The sequence below is a fragment of the uncultured Kushneria sp. genome (assembly GCF_947497025.1).
GTDB lineage: Bacteria > Pseudomonadota > Gammaproteobacteria > Pseudomonadales > Halomonadaceae > Kushneria.
In genome coordinates this window covers 286861-305880 of record NZ_CANMFC010000002.1, presented here as the reverse complement: position 1 = coordinate 305880, position 19020 = coordinate 286861, and the positions used below count along the sequence as shown (strand labels likewise).

Here is a 19020-nt window from a genome sequence, read left to right as displayed (position 1 = left end):
CTGTCATTGTCTGGCGATACCAGCCGTATCATGTCGGTATCGCGCCATCATGAAACCAGCGTTGAAAAGGACACGACTCGCTGTGTAACGCTATGCTGATGATTACCAACCATACGGGGGAGCGAATTTTGACTACAGGCAAGAAGATAGAACGCGACGTCGATTGCTGGCTGACCGACATGGATGGCGTGCTGGTGCACGAGAACAAGGCCATCCCGGGCGCCGCCGAGCTGATCAATCAGTGGCGGGAGAAGCAAAAGCCCTTTCTGGTGCTGACCAACAACTCGATCTATACCCCACGTGATCTCAGTGCACGCCTGGCACGCAGCGGCATCGACGTGCCTGAAGAGCTGCTCTGGACCTCGGCACTGGCCACAGCAGCCTTTTTACAGGATCAATCGCCGGGCGGCTCGGCCTTTGTGATCGGTGAAGCCGGTATTACCACCGCCATGCACGAGGCAGGTTTTGTGATGACCGATACCGACCCGGACTATGTGGTGCTGGGCGAGACCCGCACCTACTCGTTCGAGGCCATTACCCGGGCCATTCGCCTGATCAATGACGGCGCGCGCTTTATTGTCACCAACCCCGATGTCACAAGTCCCAGTCGGGAAGGCCCGCTGCCGGCCACCGGCGCCGTGGCAGCCCTGATCACCAGCGCCACCAAACGCGAACCCTATGTGGTGGGCAAACCCAACCCGATGATGTTTCGCTCGGCGCTCAACAGGCTGGGCGCACATTCTTTGCGTACGGGCATGATCGGTGATCGCATGGATACCGATGTCGTCGCCGGCATAGAAGCCGGGCTGCACACCGTACTGGTGCTGACCGGTATTGCCGATCGCGCGGCCGTCGAGCGCTATCCGTTTCGCCCGAAGGAGATACTTGATTCGGTGGCCGATCTGCTGGAGGATGATCAGCAGTCGAAGAATGTGAAAAGAAAGGAGGGCAAGGGTTTGGACGCCTCAGCATGATGGCGTCCCTGGCGAACGCCGCTTTCGAGGAGCGTCGTGTCCAAAAAGGACGCTCCCGAAAGCTCACATGACATTTCGGACGACAATTACGCGCCAAATACCATGAGAGAGAGGCCAAAATAATTCATGAAAATTAATTTTCAAACACTTGTTTAAGAAAACAGGCACTAAAAGACAATTCTCACATATTAGTTACGCTTTATAACAATCACAAACCCATATCCGCATATTTTTATACAAGCATTGGCATTAAGGTGGAGCTAAATTTCTGCTCTGCGATCAATATCCATGACCAAGACAATCGGAATATATGGTGGCCAGCGCATTGCCTGGATCGATGCGGCCAAGGGCGCCTGCATCTTCATGGTCGTGCTATGGCATACCACCATTTTTTCCTACGCCCAGATCGACTTTGGCGGGCTTCCACTTGATAGCTGGTGGACTGGCGCCCTGACGGCCTTCAAGCCGCTGCGCATGCCGCTGTTCTTTTTGATCTCCGGCTTTCTTGCCCATTCGGCCATTACCCGCAAAAGCTGGCAAGAGACCTTCAAGTCCCGCGTGGCGACCCTGTTCTGGCTCTATCTACTGTGGATGGCCATCAACTGGGTCATCATTTCGCTGATGCGCACCAAAATTCCAGGTGCTGCCGAAATCATCCCGGGCGAGGCCTACACGCTCAACATCATTGAATTCGTGCGTGGCGTATTTCTGGCCGACAGCGGCATCTGGTATCTCTATGCGCTGGTGCTCTACTTCGTGATCTGCAAGACCTTTAAACGGGTCGCCATTCCGCTTTTGATCGTACTGGCCCTGCTGCAGATCTTTTCCGAGCACATTACTGATGTCTGGAACTTCAAGAAGCTGCTGGACTACGGCATCTTCTACGCCATGGGCTGCTTTGGCCGGGACCGGATTGCACACGTCTATGCCGAATTCAGCGCCAAACGCTGGGTACTGGTGGGGGCAGGGCTGCTCGCTTCGATGGCTGTAGCACGCCAGCTGGGTATTTTTTACCTGCCGGTCACTCAGCTTGTTCTCTCCTGTCTGATGGTCTCCTTTGCCATCGATACCCTCGCGCTGATCCTTCGTTTCTGGCAGATGAGGGCCTTGCAGGCACTGGGCAAAAGGACCCTGCCGGTGTATGTCATTCACATGCTGCTGGTCCATCCCCTGACGCTTTTGATGGTCGATGTCGAACTCAGCGGCTCGGTAGGTCAAATGATCGCCGTCGCCCTGCCCATCGTCATTGCCACGGTCGTCTGTGCCGGCTGCCTGCTGGTGCGCTACCTGCTGGACCATGGTCCGGGCCGCGCGCTGTTTGATTTCCCGGCGCTGCGAAACCGCCCGGTGGCACAGGGCGCCTGATCGTTACAAGCCATCAAGCCTGATGCGCCCGCCGGGTTACCCCCGGCGGGCGCATTCGATTTTATAGGCGTTCAACGCTCATTTTCTGCAGTTGCCATGCAGGAATTCGAAGCAGATGCTGTGAGCATTCCTGACTTTTGGAGAATCTTCCATGCTGACCCTTCGCCCCGGCAGTGAGCGCGGCCACGCCAACCACGGCTGGCTCGAGAGCTATCACTCCTTCTCCTTTGCCGGCTATGTCGACCCGAACCATGTCCAGTTCGGCCCCCTGAGGGTGATCAATGAGGACCGCGTTGCCCCGGGTGGCGGCTTCGGTCAGCACGGTCATCGCGATATGGAGATTTTCTCCTACGTGCTCTCCGGCGAGCTGGCCCACCGTGACACGCTGGGCAACGGCTCCAGCATTGGCCCGGGGCGCGTACAGCTGATGACCACCGGTACCGGCGTGGAACACAGCGAGTTCAATCACAGCGACCGGGAGCCGGTGCACTTTCTGCAGATCTGGCTCTTCCCGCGCGAAACGGGGCTGACGCCGCGCTACAGCGAGGCAGACTTCCCGCCTGATTCAAAACGTGACCAGCTGCGTCTGATCATCTCCTCGGACGGACGTGACGGCTCGCTGACCATCGAACAGGACGCCTTCATCTACGCCACGATCCTGGACGAGGACACCACACTCACTCACGCGCTGACGTCGGGCCGACGTGGCTACGTCCACCTTATCCGCGGCACACTCGAGGTCAACGGTCAGCCGCTCGAGGGCGGCGATGCCCTGATGCTTGAAGCCGAGTCACGGATCGAACTTGCCCATGGCCGTGACGCCGAGGCGCTGATATTTGATCTGCCCTGAATCGACAAGCGCTCTCGATCTGTTCGATGATCACGCCAGACCATTATGATCACCGCATTGCCATAACCTTGAGGGCGTCATGTCAGCATCAACCCCGTCAGCCTCCAATCAACCGACAGCCCGCGCTGCTACCGTCTACAACTACGGGTCGATCAATATCGACCATGTCTACCGCGTGCCGCATCTGGTACGTCCGGGCGAGACGCTCTCCAGCACCGACTATCAGATCGTGCTGGGCGGCAAGGGTGCCAACCAGACCATTGCGCTGGCGCGCGCCGGTGGCCGGGTGACCCACTGGGGACAGCTCGGCCGTGCCGATGAGTGGGCGCTGGAGACCTTAAGGGACGCCGGCGCCGACATCGATGAAGTGGCGCTGCTTGAAGGCTCAAGCGGCCATACCGTGATTCAGGTCGATGACAAGGGCGAAAATGCCATCGTGCTCTTTGGCGGCACCAACCAGCGCTTCACGTTGGAGCGCATTGATGAGCTGCTCACCAATGCCGACAGTGAGGGCTGGCTGCTGCTGCAAAACGAGTGTAATGACATTGAAGAGGTCATTCGTCAGGCGCTGAACCGAGGACTGAAGGTCGCCTTCAATCCGGCACCGATGACACCCGCCATTCGCGAGCTGCCCCTGACCGAACTGTCGCTGCTGTTCGTCAACCGCGGGGAAGCCGCCGCGCTGGTGGAACTTGATGAACAAAGTGATGCCGACACCCTGATCAGGGCGCTGCAGACGGCGCTGCCGGGTGTCGATATCGTGCTGACCCTCGGCGCTGCAGGCGCCTGGCGCATCGACGGCACGCGCGGCGACACCTTATATCAGCCGGCCCGTCCGGTGCAGGCCGTCGACACCACCGGTGCCGGAGACACTTTCATCGGCTACTACATGGCGGCCCTGCAGGCCGATCGTGATGCCACGACCTGTCTGGAGCGGGCCACCGCGGCCGCGGCACTGGCCGTACAGCGACCGGGCGCTGCCACCGGTATCCCTGCCGTGAACGAGGTCGAGACCTTTTTGCAGATCGCCGGCCGGCCCGAGTAACCCGGGCGCAGTCCCTGATGTTTTTGATACATCAAAAAAGGCCCCGCCATTGGCGGGGCCTTCTGTTTCCAGCGCGATGGTCAAAAGCGCACTGACAGCTTACGACTGAGCACTCATTTCCCTGAGCATGGACTCGATCAGATCCATCCCTTCGCCCAGCACCTCATCGCTGATGGTGACCGGCATCAAAAAGCGGATCGTATTGCCGTAGAGTCCGCAGGAGAGCAGGATCAGGCCGCGCTCGCGCGCTGTCCTGCAGAGTTTGCCGGCCAGCTCCGTATCGGGTTCGCCGTCGGAACGGACCAGATCGAACGCTGCCATGGCGCCCAGGTGACGCGAATGGCGTACGCAGTCAAACGAGCGCTCCCACCGCTGGAAGCGTTCGCCCAGCTTCTCACCCAGCGCCCGGCTTTTCTCGAGAATGTTCTCTTCCTCGAACACTTCCAGTACCGCCAGCACGGCCGCGCAGGAGAGCGGACTGCCGGTATAGGTGCCGCCCAGCGAGTTGCCACCAGAGGCGTCCATCACGCTGTCGGTGCCGACCACTGCCGAAATTGGCATGCCATCACCCATACTCTTGGCCATGGTCATGATGTCCGGTTCCACGCCGGTGTGCTCGATGGCAAACATCCTGCCGGTACGGCCAAAACCGGACTGCACTTCGTCAACGATCAAGAGGATACCGTGCTCGTCGCAGATCTCGCGCAGCGCCTTCATGAAACCCGGTGAGGCGGCGTGGAAGCCCCCCTCGCCCAGCACCGGCTCGATGACGATCGCGGCCGTATCCTTCGGGTTGGCATCGGTCTTGAAGGTCATCTTCAGCCCGCGCAGCGCCTCTTCTTCACTGACGCCGATCGATTCGACCGGATAGGGCGCGCGATAGACCTGGCCCGGCATGGGGCCAAAATCGGTGCGATAGGGTGCCACCTTGCCGTTCATCGCCATGGTCATGAAGGTACGGCCGTGATAGCCACCGGTGAAGCAGATCACACCCGAGCGACCGGTGGCAGCCCGCGCGACCTTGACCGCATTTTCCAGCGCCTCGGCCCCGGAATTGGCCAGCATGACCTTGGCATGTCCGCGCACCGGTGTGATGTGGCTGAGCTTCTCGGCCACCTTCACGTAGCCTTCATAGGGCATGACGGTCTGGCAGGTATGCATGACCTTGTCGAGCTGCGCCTTGACCGCCTCGACCACCTTCGGATGGCGGTGACCGATGTTGAGCACGCCGATGCCACCGGCAAAATCGATAAAGCGCTTGCCATCGGCATCCCACAGCTCGGCATTTTCGGCGCGGTCGGCAAAATGCCCGTCCGGACTTGCCGCGCCATTGGCCACATAGCGCTTTTTCAGCTCGTTCAGTTCGTTATTGTTCATGCGCAATCTCCTTTGATGTGCAGCGATTACAGCCCGCCAAGACAGACATACTTGAGCTCGGTAAACTCCTCCAGTCCGTGGTGCGAACCCTCTCGACCCAGTCCTGACTCCTTGATCCCGCCAAAGGGCGCCAGCTCGGTCGATAAAAGCCCTTCGTTGACGGCCACCATGCCGTATTCCAGCGCCTCCATGACGTGCCAGATGCGCTTGTAATCACGGGCATAGAAATAGGCCGCCAGGCCAAAGGGCGTATCGTTGGCCATCGCAATGGCCTGATCATCATGGTCGAAACGAAACACCGCCGCCAATGGTCCGAAGGTTTCCTCGCGGGCCACAGCCATGTCGGGGGTCACGTCCGCCAGTACGGTCGGTGCATAAAACGAGTGCCCCAGCGCGTGCGCTTCTCCACCTTCCACCAGCCGAGCGCCCTTGTCCAGCGCATCACTGACATGGGCACTGACCTTGTCGACCGCCGCCTGGTTGATCAACGGTCCAATGAGCGTGCCCTCTTCCATGCCGTTGCCGACCTTGAGTTCCCGAACGCGGGCGGCGAGCTTCTCAACAAAGGCGTCGTAAATGCCGGACTGCACCAGAAAGCGGTTGGTACAGACGCAGGTCTGACCGGCATTGCGATACTTGGAGGCGATCGCGCCCTCGACGGCTGCGTCAATATCAGCGTCATCAAACACGATAAAGGGCGCGTTGCCCCCCAGCTCCATGGCCGTTTTCTTGACGGTGGAGGCACACTGCGCCAGCAGCTTCTTGCCCACCGGCGTCGAGCCGGTAAAGGAGACCTTGCGCACGCGCGGGTCGGTGGTCAGCACTTCGCCCACGGCGACCGGGCTTTTGGCCGTGACCACGTTGATGGCGCCTTCCGGAATGCCGGCTTCCAGCGCCAGCGCGGCCAGCGCCAGGGCCGTCAGCGGGGTCGCCTCGGCCGGCTTGATCACGACCGTGCAGCCGGCGGCCAGTGCCGGGGCGCATTTGCGGGTGATCATCGCCAGCGGAAAATTCCATGGCGTGATGGCCGCCACCACACCGATCGGCTCGCGCATGACCAGAATGCGCTTGTCCGCGCCGTGACCCGGCAGGGTTTCCCCGGCGATGCGCTTGGCCTCTTCGGCGTAGAACTCGATAAACGAGGCGCCATAGCCGACTTCACCACGCGACTCTGCCAGCGGCTTGCCCTGCTCCAGCGTCATCAGACGTGCCAGAGCGTCGGTATTGTCAATCACCAGATCAAACCAGCGGCGCAGCAGACGCGAGCGCTCCTTGGCGGGCACCTTGCGCCAGTCGGCCAGCGCCGTCTCGGCCGCGGCCACCGCCGCGCGAGTCTCCTCGGCGCCGAGATCGGCGACGTTGGCGACCAGCTCCCCGGTGGCCGGGTTGTTGACGGCAAACTGCTGGCTGCCTTCCTGCCACTGATCACCGATCAGGGCGGCGGCACGCTGGTTCTTGAACTCGATATCAAACATTGTCTACCTCATGGATATGATGTCAGCGGTGATAAACGTCCTGCATGACCCGGTCACTGAACGCTCGCCCGTAGCGATTGAGCGCAAAGAGATACATCGCCAGACCCAGGGCCATCCAGCCTCCGAACACCCCCCATTCAATACCGGTCAACGCTGACGGGCTGCCCGGTAGATAAAGACACGCCATGGCCAGTGACAGCAGTACCGCCAGTGTACCCACCACACGACCATTGCCTACCTTGAAGGGACGGTCCATGTCGGGCTCGCGCTTTCGAAGCACCATGAACGACAGCGCCACGAACAGATAGGCGATCACGATCCCCAGACCACCGGCATCGACCAGCCACACCATGGCCGGACGACCCATGAAGGGCGCCACCGTTGAGAGCAGCCCGATCATGACGATGGCGTTGGTGGGCGTTTTATATTTCGGATGCAGCTTGCCCAAAAAGGCCGGCAGCATGCCGGAATGGGCCAGCGCATAGATGGCGCGCGATCCGCCGATATAAAAGGCGTTCCAGCTGGTAATGATGCCCGCAATGCCGGCCAGGACCATCAGCTTGCTGCCCCAGACGCTGCCCATGACCGCCGCCATGGCATCCGGCACCGACAGCGAGCTGCCCTCGAGCGCCGGCTGATTCAGCATCAGGCTGGTGCCCAGCACGATCAACGCATACCAGGCCACCGCCATCAGCACCGAGGCAATCAGCACCTTGCCGATATCGCGAAACGGCAGATCGATCTCCTCGGCCGCCTGCGGGATCACGTCAAAGCCCACGAACAGAAAAGGCACCATGACCAGCACCGCCATGATGCCGCCGGCAAAGCCGCCGCTTGATTCATGGTTAAACAGCGGCGTCATGTTGGCCACCTCGCCGGTGAACAGTGCGCCGGTAATAAACAGCACCCCCACGACCAGGATCAGGCCGGTCACCAGCTTCTGGATCAGCGCCGCGGTGGTGATGCCGACATAGTTGATCGCCATCATGATCAGCGAACCGATCACACCGACCGCCACCCAGCTGGCCTTGACGTCCCAGCCGGCCACGGTCCAGAGATGGCCCACGTCATAGCCGGGGAAAAGCTGCTCGACCACGGTGGGCAGCGCGACGGCTTCAAACGACACGACGCTCACATAGCCCAGCACAATGCTCCAGGTGCAGATAAAGGAGGCAAAGTGACCCAGGGCGCGATAGCTGTAGACGTGCTCGCCGCCCACCTTGGGCATGGCCGAGGCCAGTTCGGCGTAGGTCAACCCGACCAGCAGGACCGCGATGCCGCCGATGATGAAAGCGATGATGGCGCCCACACTGCCGGCATCGAGAATCGCCCCGCCGGTCAACACGATCCAGCCCCAGCCGATCATGGCGCCAAAGGCAAGTGCCAGAACATCGGTGCGCGCCAGGACACGCACCAGTTCGCGTGGTTTGGTTGTGCTCTGCATAGGATTTATCCGTCATTATTGTGATCTTTCAGGGCCGGGAGGATGTTGTGGCAGGTCACGCAACCTGTTGTGTCTCCCTGCTCACACGCTACCACTGTCCCGGGTTCGGTACGTGAACCACTTGTGTGTTCAGGTAGACCACTGCCTGGGACCACCATCATAATGTTCTTCTTCCCCCTCACCCTGCCCGGACCCGTGTCATGCAGCGATCTGTCGAAGAGGCCCTGAGTGATATTGAAATTGCCTGGCAGCGCCAGCCCGACCGGCTGAACAAGCAGGTCCGTCTGGAGCAGGCCCTGACCACGCTGATCGAACAGCAATGGGCCGACGGCCAGCGTCTGCCGGCCCATCGCCATATCTGTCAGCGCCTGGGGATCGCCCGTAACACCCTGGCCGGCGTCATCGAGCTTTTGCAGTCGCGCCATCTACTGGCCACCCAGCACGGCCGGGGCAGCTGGAGCCTGCGACCAAACGTGTCACCGCCCATGGAACAGACCTCGCCGGTCGCCCTGTCACAGCGGGCGCAGCGGATCCTCGGCACCAGCGGGGCCAGCCCGATCCAGAGCGGTGCCTTCGTGCCCGGCATTCCCGACATTGCACGCTTTCCGATGCGACGCTGGCGCACGCTCTACGCCACCCTGACCGTGCCGCAAAATGCCCTGCTGCTGTCCTATTCAAGCGGGGGGTATGGACCGTTGAAACGGGAGATCGCCGATTTTCTGCGCCGCGAGCGCGGCATCGAATGCGCCCTTGAACAGATCATCATCACCGACGGCACGCATCACGGTCTGGAGCTTTGCGCCCTGGCGCTGGCCGACCATGGCGACCGCGTGTTGATGGACTCTCCCTGCTACTGGGGGGCACGCAACGTCTTTCAGGCTGCCGGGCTGGGCATCGATCAGTGTCGCTGGCAGCCCGGGGCAGGCTATCGCGACCTGTCGTCAGCGGCGCCTTCGCCGCGCCTTTTATACCTGACCGGTGCCCGCCACTACCCCTTGAGCGTGCCGATGCCGATCGAGGACAAGCGCGTGCTGGCCGAGCAACTCTCGCCAGAGCTGATCATCGAGGACGACTACGAATTCTTCGACAGCCACCACCGGGGGTTGCTCTTCTCCCCCGATGACGGCCACTCCATTCTGGCCGGGTCGTTTTCCAAGCTGATGTTTCCGGGGCTGCGGCTGGGGTATCTGGTCGTGCCACGTTCGCTGAGCGGGGCCATTAATCGATTGCGCAGCGAAGTCTTTCGCGAGGGGCGCATGCTGGATCAGGCGGTGCTGGCAAAATTCATGGCCGATGGCGATCTCGACCGCTGGTGTCGGCGCATCAATCGCGAATATCTGCGCCGCCAGCAGACGCTGCATGATCTACTGATTGATCTGCCGGGCGTGATCGATATCTCACCCCCGGCCGGCACCATCACCCTGTGCGTGACGCTGGCCGCCGATATTGATGACGTGCGCCTGTCGCGTCACCTGCTCAACCACTACCGCCTGCTGGTCAAGCCGCTCAGCCCCGTCTGCGCCGCGGGTGACCCGCGCCGCGGACTGGTGCTGGGCATCGGCATGGTCGAGGGCGAGACGCTCGAACGCCTGGGGCAGCAGCTGGCCGAGGGCATTCGCCGGTTTATTGAGCGCCGCTGATGTCCGTTCGAAATCCTCGAAAACTGCTGTCCCTTTCACTAGAGTTATCCAGCAGTCGAACTTTGCCAGCAAGGGCCTATCCATTCCGCCTGTCAAACACGGGATGTTCCACGAACCACACAGGGAAAAGTGATCATGAAGGCATTGATAGCAGGCGCCGGCGGCATCATCGGTGAAGGCGTCCACCGCGCCCTCGAAGCGCATGGCGCCAGCGTCAAGGGGCTCGGACGCCATGCCATCGAAGGCATGGAGACGGTCACGGTCGATCTGACGGATCCTGAATCGACCCGGAAGGCCATTCGCGACGGCGCCGCCGAGACGACCCATCTTTTCTACGCGGCACTGGCCCCCGATGATGATCTCGCGATCGAGGCCGAGCGCAACGGCCGAATGCTGGACAACCTGCTTGACGCGCTCGAGCAGGCGAAGGCGCCGCTTGAGCGCGTGGTGATCTATCAGGGTTTCAAGATCTACGGCATCCATCTGGGCGCGAAGGTGCCGACGCCGGCGCGCGAGAGCGATCCGGTCCACATGCCGCCCAATCTCTATCAGTCTCAGGAGGCGATGCTCGCCAAACGCGCCAAAACCGCCAGCTGGGACTATGTCGCCCTGCGTCCGGACGTCATCATCAACGGTCGCATCCACGGCAATCCGATGAACATTGCCGCAGCGATCGGTGCGTTCGCGACCCTCTCGCGTGAGCTCGGCGTCCCACTGCGCTTTCCCGGCAGCGAAGCCGCCTATCGTGTGTTGATGCAGGGCACCGATGCCGACCTGCTTGGCGAGGCCAGCGTCTGGGCCGCCAACGCCGAGGGTGTCAGCGGTGAGGCATTCAATGTCACTAACGGCGACGTCTTTCGCTGGGAGCGCCTGTGGCAGGAGATTGCCGACTACTTCGAGCTGCCCATGGCCAGCCCTGTACCGCTCACCCTGACCCGCCATATGGCAGACAAACAGGCGGTCTGGGAGCGCATCGCCGAGCGTGAGGGCCTGCAGGAACAGCAGCTGGACCGCGTCGTGCAGTGGGGTTTTGCCGACTTCATTTTCAATACCGAAACCGATGTCATCTCGGACGTGAACAAGATCTATCGCTATGGCTTCACGCCGCGCATGGACACGCGGGCCTCACTCTTCAAGGCCCTTGATGCGCTGAAAGCCAGCAAAATCCTGCCCTGACTGCCTTTCTGCCCTGACTGCCTTTCTGCGCTGACCGGTCACACCGTTGTCCGCATAAAAACGGCCCGCCTCTTACAAGGCGGGCCGTTTGACGCCCGAGCCCAAAACCGCCGCCTATCGAATGGCGGGGCAGGCCGTTGCTATGCGTTCTGACCGAGCGTCTCCGTTTGAGCCGCCGTCCCCATCGCTGCTGCTGCATCATCACGGATGCGTGCCTCACTCTCGGGATCAAACCCCACCATGCGCGAGACGTCAAAGGCAAAGCGGGTCGACTGCCCAGGGCTCAGCGACGCGCCAGGACGCATGCGCGCATTGATATTGCGTCCACCAAGCCGGGTGACCACGTAGAGATCGGCACCGGTGGGCTCGACGAGTGCCACCTCGAGCGTCGCCTCAAAGATCTCGCCGTCCTGGCGATTGGCACTGGCCGGGTCGGTGATCGCCTCCGGACGCAGCCCGAGGATCACGTCCCGGTCACACCATGTCTCGAGCGCGGCGCGATCACGCACGATCGGCAGCGTCACATCGCCCGCGGGGGATTCAATGCGCGCCACCAGCGCATCGTCGTGCCGCTCGATGCGAGCAGTGATCAGATTCATTGATGGCGAGCCCATGAAGCCCGCCACGAAGAGGTTGTTGGGATCATCGTAGACCGCCTGCGGCGTCCCCAGCTGCTGAAGCTCGCCGCCGCGCATCACGGCGATGCGGGTGGCCAGCGTCATCGCCTCGATCTGATCGTGGGTGACGTAAACGATGGTGGTACCCAGGCGCTGATGGAGCTGCTTGATCTCGGTACGCATGTCGACACGCAGCTTGGCATCCAGATTCGACAGTGGCTCATCGAACAAAAAGAGCTGCGGCTCGCGCACCAGTGCGCGCCCCATCGCCACCCGCTGGCGCTGCCCGCCGGAGAGCTGGGCCGGCTTTCGGTTGAGCAGGTTTTCGATCTGCAACAGCTCGGCGGCGCGCTGTATCGCCTCCCGTCGTTTGGCCTTTGGCACCTTGCGCATCTCGAGCCCGAAGCCGATGTTACCGGCCACCGTCATGCTCGGGTAAAGCGCGTAGGACTGAAATACCATGGCGATGTCGCGACGCGACGGGTGCAGGTCATTGATCCGCTCGCCGTTGAGCAGAAGCTCCCCTTCGCTGATGGCATCAAGCCCCGCGATCATGTTCAACAGGGTCGACTTGCCACAGCCGGACGGCCCGACCAGCACCAGAAAGTCGCCCTTTTCAATGGCGATGTCGATGCCCTTGAGCACGTGGGTCTCGCCGAAGCGCTTGTGGACGTTGTGAATATGTAAAAAGCTCATGAATGCCTCAACCCTTGACCGATCCCGACATCAGACCGCGCAGAAAGTATTTGCCCGCCAGGATATAGACGATCAGCGTCGGGACGGCCGCCACCATCGCCGCCGCCATGTTGACGTTGTACGCCTTCACCCCCGTGGAGCTGTTGACCAGGTTATTGAGTGCCACCGTGATCGGCGCACTGTCGCCGGAGGTGAAGGAGACCCCGAACAGAAAGTCGTTCCAGACGTTGGTGAACTGCCAGATGATTGTCACCACGATGATCGGGATCGAGGCCGGCAGCAGAATGCGAAAGAAGATCGTGAAAAAGCCGGCGCCGTCGAGCTTGGCCGCCCGCACCAGCTCGTCCGGGAAGCTCTCATAGAAGTTGCGGAAAAACAGCGTCGTAAAGCCGATACCGTAGACAATGTGCACCAGCACCAGCCCCGTGGTGCTGTTGGCGATATGCAGAATGCCGAGCACCCGCGCCATCGGCAGCAAAACGATCTGAAACGGAATGAAGCAGCTGAACAGGATCAGCCCGAAGACGACCTTGTGGCCGCGAAAGCGCCACTTGGTCAGCACGTAGCCGTTGAACGCGCCCAGCAGCCCCGAGATCAATACCGCCGGCACCACGATCCTGATGCTGTTGAAGAAGTAGCCGTGCACGCCGCTGCATTCGAGCCCGATGCACGCACTCCCCCACGCCTCGCGCCAAGGTGCGAAGGTCCACTCCTCAGGCAGCGCCAGCATGTTGCCCTGATGAATCTCCTCGAGCGGCTTGAACGAGGTTACCAGCATGACGTAAAGCGGCATCAGATAGAGGATCGCAAATACCGCGAGCACGGCGTAAAGCAGCGCTCGGGCAAGCGTATTGCGGCGCGCAACGATGGATCCGGCACTCATGAGCGGGGCTCCCGCAGTTCAGAGTAAAGATAGGGAATGATCAGCGCGGCAATCACCGCCAGCATGAACACGGCGCTGGCCGAGGCAATGCCCATCTCGTTGCGCGAGAAGGCGTAGGAGTACATGAAGGTGGCCGGCACCGCGGTGGCATTGCCCGGCCCGCCGCCGGTCATGGCGACGATCAGATCGAAGCTCTTGATGGCCAGATGCGCCAGCACCACGATCGCGCTTAAAAAGACCGGGCGCAGCTGGGGAATGATAATGCGGCCATAGATCTTCCAGGTCGGCGCGCCATCGATCTGGGCAGCCTTGATCATCTCGCCATCGATGCCGCGCAGGCCGGCCAGAAACATCGCCATGATGAAGCCGGTCGCCTGCCAGACGGCCGCGATCACCACGGTGTAGATCGCCATGTTGGCGTCGATCAGCCAGTTGAAACTGAAACTCTCCCAGCCGAGCGAGTGCATGGTGCGCTCAAGCCCCAGCCCGGGATTGAGAAACCACTGCCACGCCGTGCCGGTGACGATAAACGACAGCGCCATCGGGTAGAGGTAGATGGTTCGAAGCGTGCCCTCGGCGCGGATGCGCTGGTCCAGCAGGATCGCCAGCAAAAGGCCGAGCACCGTGCAGCTGACGATATAGAGCAGCCCGAACACCCAGATGTTGTGCAGCGCGATCCCCCAGGTCCAGGAAGACCACAGCCGCGACCACTGCCGGGTGCCCGCCCAGGTATAGTCCGGCAGCATCCCCGAATTGCTAAAGGAGATCCAGGTGCTCCAGAGGATGAAGCCGTAAACAAAAAAGAGTACCAGCACGAACGAGGGCGAGAGGACGAGCCTGGGCAGCCAGTGCTGCAGGCGCTCGCCAATGCCCCGCGAAGAGGGTGGTGTCGACATCGAGAACCTCGGGTCAGGACCATGGCCCCGCCAGGGGTGGCGGGGCCGGATGCGTCACATCACTGCTTGATCAGAACGACTCGATCAGGAGCGCGCGCCCTGCACCGCCATCGCCAGCTGCTCGGCGGCGACGTCACTGGGCATGTTGCCGTTGACGAACGAGGAGACAATATCGAAAACCGCGTTTTTCACGCCGGCCGGCGCGGCGTAGCCGTGCGCCATGCTGCCCATCAGCGTATCGCTCTCGGCGGCCGCCTTTGCCTGCTCGTAGCCGCGCTGCGCACAGGCGTCGAGCCCGTCGGACGACAGGTCGGTACGGGCCGGCACCGAGCCCTTGAGCTGGCTGAAGGTCACCTGGAATTCCGGCGAACCGATGATCCCGGCCATGGTGTTCTGCATCGACTGCTGCTGCTCGTCGTCGTTTTTGAACATGATCATCAGGTCGCTGTTGAAGGTCACCGCGTCCTGCGTGCCGGGCGTTCTAAAGCACATGAAGTCCTGCTCCGGCTTGAGCCCGGCATTGAGGAACTCGCCCTTGGCCCAGTCGCCCATGATCTGATAGAGCGCGTCGCCGTTGATGACCATGGCCGTAGCGAGGTTCCAGTCACGTCCGGGGGAGTTGTCATCCTTGTACTGCAAAAGCTCGCGGAAGCGATCAAACGACCTGACCATGGTGTCGGAATCGAGCGCCTTTGGATCAAGGTCGATCATGGCCTGGCGATAGAAGTCGGCGCCACCGGTGGCCAGCACCACGTTTTCGAACACGGTCGCGTCCTGCCAGGGCTGTCCGCCATAGGCCAGACCGGTGTGGCCGGCCTCCTGCGCCTTCTTCATCGAGGCAATGAAGGCTTCCCAGGTGTCGGGCTGCTCGATGCCGAGTTCGTCCATCATCGATTTGTTGGCCCATACCCAGTTGGTGGAGTGAATCTCGAACGGCGCGGCGATCCAGTGGCCGTCGCTTTTGGCGAAGCGCTGGATCGGCTGCGGGAAGACTTCGTCCCAGTTGCCGGCTTTTGCCACATCATCCAGCGGGCTCAGCGCATCGCGGTCGGCCCAGTCCTGAGCGTCATAGCCCAGCACCTGCGCCGCCGTCGGCGGATTGTTTGACGTGATGCGCGAGCGCAGCACGGCCATCGCATTGGTGCCGGCACCGCCGGCCACCGGCATGTTCTGCCAGCCGATACCGTCGTCTGCCAGCTTGTCCTTGAGCGCACCAAGGGCCTTCGCCTCACCGCCGGAGGTCCACCAGTTGAGGACTTCGACCTCACCCTTGCTGGTGCCTTCCTGAGCGAAAGCCGACGACGACAGCAGGATGGCCAGCGGTATGGCACCGGCCATCAGGCACTTGTTGAATGTTGTTGTCATGGCGTGCGTCCCTTGTTCTGTTATTGAGGCGAGTCGATATCGTTGTTTTGTGGGACCCACGATGACCGCCGCTGACGTGGGCTGTCACAAACTATTACCCAGGCATTAGCAGGTCACAATACAACCATCGACGCAGGGCGCGAGGCGCCTGCTGCGGGGTCGGATGCCTGAACAGCCCTGCCCGCGACAACGCTGACAGATCATTCGCGCCTTTGTGGCCGTGCGCGGATGTGATCACATGGACACCGTGGCATGATCAAACCATTTCCTCTGACCTGGAGACATCATGGTGCAGCAGCCCCCTATTCATGCGCAGGCACCCCTGATCTGCTTTCAGGGCAACTGCGCCGGGCGCAATGCGCTGGGCATGACCGGCGCGCTCGCACTCGCCCGGCATCTTGCCCGACATCTGGACATTCCTCTTCAGACCCTGGGAGCGCCGGGTCAGGCACTGCCGGGAGGCTGGCAACAGGTGCTGGAAGCCATCACGCCCGATTTTGTGTCAATGGGTCGCTATCTGGAAAAGATCATGAGCGCGGGCAAGCGTCCGGTGCTGACCATGAGTCGCTGTGCCGGGGGGCTGGCCACCCTGCCGGTGGTCGCCCGATACCACCCGCAGGCCTGCATCGTCTGGTTTGACGCTCACGGTGATCTCAATACGCCAAAGACCTCCGGGTCAGGCTATCTCGGTGGCATGGTGATTGCCGGGGCCGCCGGACTCTGGGACAGCGGCCTGGGCAGCGGTCTGGCACTGGATCAGGTCATTCTGGCCGGCGCCCATCAACTCGACCCCACCGAGCAACGGCTGATCGATGACGGACTAGTGTGTCATCTGCCTCCCTCCGGGTTGAATGCCGAGACGCTGCGGCACGCCATCAACGGCCGCCCGGTCTATGTTCACTTGGACTGCGACGTGCTCAATGCCGGCGTGGTGCCCAGCGACTATCAGGTTGACGGCGGCCTTGCGCCCGAAGCGCTGGCCGCATTGATGACCGTCCTGATCGAGGAAAATGTCATCGGTATGGAGATTGCCGAACTGGAATCCCACTGGCCCGGGCAGTCGGAACCGGCAGACTTGACGGTACTGGTGGAAATACTGGCGCCGCTGGCCAGAAAGCTTTTGTCTGATGAGGTGACATGCGCGCCCTGATTCATGACTTCGAAACCGCCGGCGGCAGTGCACGTCACTGTGGCGTGGTCCAGCTGGCCGTGCTGGGCGGGTCACTGGGAGAGGGTGGCGCCTTCGATCTACAGTGGCAGGCCTGCGATCACTATCAGCCGGGCGGATCGATCGACCCGGCCACCACCCGGGTGCACGGCCTGAGTGACGAGGACGTCGCCCACTGTCGTGACTATCGTCGCGCCATCCCCGCGGTCTACCGCAAGGCCGCTCGCCAGGGGTTTGATGCGCTGGTGATCGGCTACAGCAATACCAGTTTCGACAACGTGATCGCGCGCCGGCTGGGCTGCCGTCCAAGGCGCAGTCTGGACCTGTTCATTCCTGCCTATCGGCTCAAAAAGCGCGACGGTCTGGCAAGCGCGTCACTGGGCAACATGTATCGCGAACTGACCGGTGACGAGCCGACCCACGCCCACGATGCGCTCTTTGATGTGACCATGACCGCAGCGCTGATCACGCCGCTGATGGCGCGCTTTGGCTTCACCGGATTTGCCACCTTTCTCGACTGGGCTACCACCGGACAGCCCGTGCCCGGCATGCGCCTACGCTATGGTCCGGCCCGCGGACACACCATCGAATCACTCGATGATGACGCTCTGACCCAGGCGCTGACCGGCTGGCGCGGTGGCAGCATCGATGTGCTGGCCTCGCTCGAGGCTGAATATACCAGGCGTGGCCTGACCGCACGCCCCGAGCAGGGACGACTTTTCTAGAGGCTTTCCTGCTCGGCATGGGTCGCGCGATCGGCAAACACCTCTTTTGCGATAAAAAGCCCGTTCAGGGCGGCCGGGAAGCCGGCGTAGACCGCCATCTGCATGATAATTTCGACAATCTCCTGCTGACTCACTCCAACATTGAGCCCGGCCTCGATATGCACCTTCAACTGAGGGGCAGCCGTGCCCATCGCCGTGAGCGCCGCGATGGTGGCAATTTCACGCTCGCGCAGGCCAAGCCCCGGGCGCGAATGGATATCGCCAAAGGGAAACTCCAGCAGATAGGTCGCAAAGTCGGGTGCGATGTCAGCCAGTGCGCTGATAACCTTCTCGCCGGCGTCACCATCAATGGCCGCCAGGGCCTGACGGCCGCGGATCAGTCGATCACTTTCACGGGGTTGGTTCATGTTCCAGGTGTCCTCTCATGATGGGCGGCGTGATAGCCTTCGATCTTGGTATCCAGTACCTCAAGCGATGCCTGAAGCAGACGTACATGCGCCCGAACCCGGTCGCGATGGGCTTCGAGCAGCGCGCAGCGTTCCAGTGCGGTGTCTTCTCCGCGGGCGCGCAGTGCGGCGTAATCGAGCATTTCACGAATCGGCATACCGGTGGCGCGCAGGCGTTCCAGAAAGGCCAGCCATACCAGCACGCTGGCGTCATAGTCGCGCTGCCCCGAGCCATCGCGCCGGGGCGGCGGCAGCAGTCCGATACGCTCGTAGTAGCGCAGCGTATGGGCCGAGCGCCCCGAACGTCTGGCCAGTTCTCCAATTTTCATGCATCCCTCCCGTACGGATGACGAAGAGGTTACGGCCTGGAGCGCACTCCAGGTCAAGCAAAAGGATCACGTCATGACCGCTGCCGTTCAAACCACATTGCCCGTCATTCAAAAGGAACCCTCCGGCTGTGGCATTGCCGCCTGCGCGGCACTGGCCGGACTGACGTACGACACCGCTCGCAGCCGCGCCGCCGAGCTGGGTATTCATGCCGGTGATCGCACGCTCTGGTCGAACACGGCCCATGTGAGAAGACTGCTGCGTGCGCTGGACATTGATACGGCCCCGAACGAGCGTTCCTTTACCGGCTGGGAGGATCTACCGGATCGGGCGCTGCTGGCGATCAAGTGGCGCCTCATCGACGGGGTGCCCTTCTGGCACTGGGTCGTGTTCGTGCGCGAGGCGGGAGAGAGTGTGGTGCTGGACTCAAAGGCGGCACTCAAGCACAACGTGCGCCGTGACTTTGGCCGCATGAAGCCAAAGTGGTGGATCGAAATCGACCCGGCATAAAAAAACCGGAGCACAGGGCTCCGGTTGGATCAGACGCAAAG

18 protein-coding genes are annotated in these 19020 nt (G+C 61.6%); 9 read left to right on the top strand and 9 right to left on the bottom strand.

What is annotated here, in order from left to right; genetic code table 11:
- Positions 1 to 128 precede the first annotated feature (128 nt).
- From Q0931_RS04690 to Q0931_RS04675, 4 genes are all read left to right on the top strand, one after another.
- Entirely contained in the window at positions 129 to 974 is an 846-nt protein-coding gene (locus Q0931_RS04690) for an HAD-IIA family hydrolase (RefSeq protein ID WP_299257764.1), read from the top strand.
- A 288-nt stretch (positions 975 to 1262) separates the two neighbouring features.
- On the top strand, positions 1263 to 2339 hold the full coding sequence (locus tag Q0931_RS04685) for an acyltransferase (protein WP_299257762.1): 1077 nt from the start codon (positions 1263 to 1265) through the stop codon (positions 2337 to 2339).
- Between the two features lie 151 nt (positions 2340 to 2490).
- Positions 2491 to 3189 carry a pirin family protein gene (locus tag Q0931_RS04680; RefSeq protein ID WP_299257760.1) on the top strand — a complete coding sequence of 233 codons (699 nt, stop codon included), beginning with the start codon at positions 2491 to 2493 and terminating at the stop codon, positions 3187 to 3189.
- Positions 3190 to 3268: 79 nt separating this feature from the next.
- A complete protein-coding gene (locus Q0931_RS04675) occupies positions 3269 to 4234 on the top strand; it encodes a ribokinase (protein ID WP_299257758.1) in 966 nt (321 codons plus the stop codon).
- Between the two features lie 99 nt (positions 4235 to 4333).
- Here Q0931_RS04675 and gabT read toward each other — a convergent pair whose 3' ends face one another.
- Genes gabT through Q0931_RS04660 form a run of 3 tightly spaced genes read right to left on the bottom strand, consistent with a single transcriptional unit; the run spans position 4334 to position 8530 of the window.
- Positions 4334 to 5611, bottom strand: coding sequence for a 4-aminobutyrate--2-oxoglutarate transaminase (gene gabT / locus Q0931_RS04670; RefSeq protein WP_299257756.1), 1278 nt, complete (start codon positions 5609 to 5611; stop codon positions 4334 to 4336).
- Positions 5612 to 5637: 26 nt separating this feature from the next.
- Positions 5638 to 7086, bottom strand: a complete 1449-nt coding sequence (locus Q0931_RS04665) for an NAD-dependent succinate-semialdehyde dehydrogenase (RefSeq protein ID WP_299257754.1) — start codon at positions 7084 to 7086, stop codon at positions 5638 to 5640.
- A 22-nt stretch (positions 7087 to 7108) separates the two neighbouring features.
- On the bottom strand, positions 7109 to 8530 hold the full coding sequence (locus Q0931_RS04660) for an APC family permease (RefSeq protein ID WP_299257752.1): 1422 nt from the start codon (positions 8528 to 8530) through the stop codon (positions 7109 to 7111).
- Positions 8531 to 8730: 200 nt separating this feature from the next.
- Between Q0931_RS04660 and Q0931_RS04655 the strand changes: the two genes are divergently transcribed.
- The gene (locus Q0931_RS04655; protein WP_299257750.1) at positions 8731 to 10170 is read left to right on the top strand and encodes a PLP-dependent aminotransferase family protein; all 1440 of its coding nucleotides are present in this window, start codon (positions 8731 to 8733) and stop codon (positions 10168 to 10170) included.
- 135 nt (positions 10171 to 10305) lie between these two features.
- Complete coding sequence (locus Q0931_RS04650) at positions 10306 to 11346, top strand: SDR family oxidoreductase (protein WP_299257748.1); 1041 nt, start codon at positions 10306 to 10308, stop codon at positions 11344 to 11346.
- A gap of 140 nt (positions 11347 to 11486) precedes the next feature.
- Here the strand turns inward: Q0931_RS04650 and Q0931_RS04645 are convergent, their stop codons facing one another.
- From Q0931_RS04645 to Q0931_RS04630, 4 genes are all read right to left on the bottom strand, one after another.
- Positions 11487 to 12659 carry an ABC transporter ATP-binding protein gene (locus tag Q0931_RS04645; protein ID WP_299257746.1) on the bottom strand — a complete coding sequence of 391 codons (1173 nt, stop codon included), beginning with the start codon at positions 12657 to 12659 and terminating at the stop codon, positions 11487 to 11489.
- A 7-nt stretch (positions 12660 to 12666) separates the two neighbouring features.
- Entirely contained in the window at positions 12667 to 13542 is an 876-nt protein-coding gene (locus Q0931_RS04640) for a carbohydrate ABC transporter permease (RefSeq protein ID WP_299257744.1), read from the bottom strand.
- Entirely contained in the window at positions 13539 to 14438 is a 900-nt protein-coding gene (locus Q0931_RS04635) for a carbohydrate ABC transporter permease (protein ID WP_299257742.1), read from the bottom strand. Before Q0931_RS04635 ends, Q0931_RS04640 begins: the two co-directional genes overlap by 4 nt.
- Before the next feature lie 84 nt (positions 14439 to 14522).
- Positions 14523 to 15803, bottom strand: coding sequence for an ABC transporter substrate-binding protein (locus Q0931_RS04630; RefSeq protein WP_299257741.1), 1281 nt, complete (start codon positions 15801 to 15803; stop codon positions 14523 to 14525).
- A gap of 286 nt (positions 15804 to 16089) precedes the next feature.
- Here Q0931_RS04630 and Q0931_RS04625 point away from each other — a divergent pair, with 286 nt between their 5' ends.
- Both Q0931_RS04625 and Q0931_RS04620 read left to right on the top strand, forming a co-directional pair.
- Complete coding sequence (locus Q0931_RS04625; RefSeq protein WP_299257740.1) at positions 16090 to 16953, top strand: arginase family protein; 864 nt, start codon at positions 16090 to 16092, stop codon at positions 16951 to 16953.
- On the top strand, positions 16941 to 17696 hold the full coding sequence (locus Q0931_RS04620; RefSeq protein ID WP_299257739.1) for a 3'-5' exonuclease: 756 nt from the start codon (positions 16941 to 16943) through the stop codon (positions 17694 to 17696). Before Q0931_RS04625 ends, Q0931_RS04620 begins: the two co-directional genes overlap by 13 nt.
- Here Q0931_RS04620 and Q0931_RS04615 read toward each other — a convergent pair.
- Positions 17693 to 18103 carry a carboxymuconolactone decarboxylase family protein gene (locus Q0931_RS04615; protein ID WP_299257737.1) on the bottom strand — a complete coding sequence of 137 codons (411 nt, stop codon included), beginning with the start codon at positions 18101 to 18103 and terminating at the stop codon, positions 17693 to 17695. The genes Q0931_RS04620 and Q0931_RS04615 overlap by 4 nt on opposite strands.
- Complete coding sequence (locus tag Q0931_RS04610) at positions 18100 to 18471, bottom strand: MerR family transcriptional regulator (protein ID WP_299257735.1); 372 nt, start codon at positions 18469 to 18471, stop codon at positions 18100 to 18102. Before Q0931_RS04610 ends, Q0931_RS04615 begins: the two co-directional genes overlap by 4 nt.
- 73 nt (positions 18472 to 18544) lie before the next feature.
- On the opposite strand from Q0931_RS04610, the gene Q0931_RS04605 reads away from it, so the two are divergent.
- Complete coding sequence (locus Q0931_RS04605) at positions 18545 to 18979, top strand: hypothetical protein (protein ID WP_299257733.1); 435 nt, start codon at positions 18545 to 18547, stop codon at positions 18977 to 18979.
- The last annotated feature ends 41 nt before the right edge of the window (positions 18980 to 19020 follow it).

Bases quoted from the DNA above. Each gene is read 5' to 3' on its own strand.
- Q0931_RS04685 (WP_299257762.1), top strand. From the start codon at position 1,263: ATGACCAAGACAATCGGAATATATGGTGGCCAGCGCATTGCCTGGATC.
- Q0931_RS04660 (WP_299257752.1), bottom strand. From the start codon at position 8,530: ATGCAGAGCACAACCAAACCACGCGAACTGGTGCGTGTCCTGGCGCGC.
- Q0931_RS04675 (WP_299257758.1), top strand. From the start codon at position 3,269: ATGTCAGCATCAACCCCGTCAGCCTCCAATCAACCGACAGCCCGCGCT.
- Q0931_RS04680 (WP_299257760.1), top strand. From the start codon at position 2,491: ATGCTGACCCTTCGCCCCGGCAGTGAGCGCGGCCACGCCAACCACGGC.
- Q0931_RS04655 (WP_299257750.1), top strand. From the start codon at position 8,731: ATGCAGCGATCTGTCGAAGAGGCCCTGAGTGATATTGAAATTGCCTGG.
- Q0931_RS04625 (WP_299257740.1), top strand. From the start codon at position 16,090: ATGGTGCAGCAGCCCCCTATTCATGCGCAGGCACCCCTGATCTGCTTT.
- Q0931_RS04610 (WP_299257735.1), bottom strand. From the start codon at position 18,471: ATGAAAATTGGAGAACTGGCCAGACGTTCGGGGCGCTCGGCCCATACG.
- Q0931_RS04605 (WP_299257733.1), top strand. From the start codon at position 18,545: ATGACCGCTGCCGTTCAAACCACATTGCCCGTCATTCAAAAGGAACCC.
- Q0931_RS04620 (WP_299257739.1), top strand. From the start codon at position 16,941: ATGCGCGCCCTGATTCATGACTTCGAAACCGCCGGCGGCAGTGCACGT.
- Q0931_RS04635 (WP_299257742.1), bottom strand. From the start codon at position 14,438: ATGTCGACACCACCCTCTTCGCGGGGCATTGGCGAGCGCCTGCAGCAC.
- Q0931_RS04615 (WP_299257737.1), bottom strand. From the start codon at position 18,103: ATGAACCAACCCCGTGAAAGTGATCGACTGATCCGCGGCCGTCAGGCC.
- Q0931_RS04640 (WP_299257744.1), bottom strand. From the start codon at position 13,542: ATGAGTGCCGGATCCATCGTTGCGCGCCGCAATACGCTTGCCCGAGCG.
- Q0931_RS04650 (WP_299257748.1), top strand. From the start codon at position 10,306: ATGAAGGCATTGATAGCAGGCGCCGGCGGCATCATCGGTGAAGGCGTC.
- gabT (WP_299257756.1), bottom strand. From the start codon at position 5,611: ATGAACAATAACGAACTGAACGAGCTGAAAAAGCGCTATGTGGCCAAT.
- Q0931_RS04630 (WP_299257741.1), bottom strand. From the start codon at position 15,803: ATGACAACAACATTCAACAAGTGCCTGATGGCCGGTGCCATACCGCTG.
- Q0931_RS04665 (WP_299257754.1), bottom strand. From the start codon at position 7,086: ATGTTTGATATCGAGTTCAAGAACCAGCGTGCCGCCGCCCTGATCGGT.
- Q0931_RS04645 (WP_299257746.1), bottom strand. From the start codon at position 12,659: ATGAGCTTTTTACATATTCACAACGTCCACAAGCGCTTCGGCGAGACC.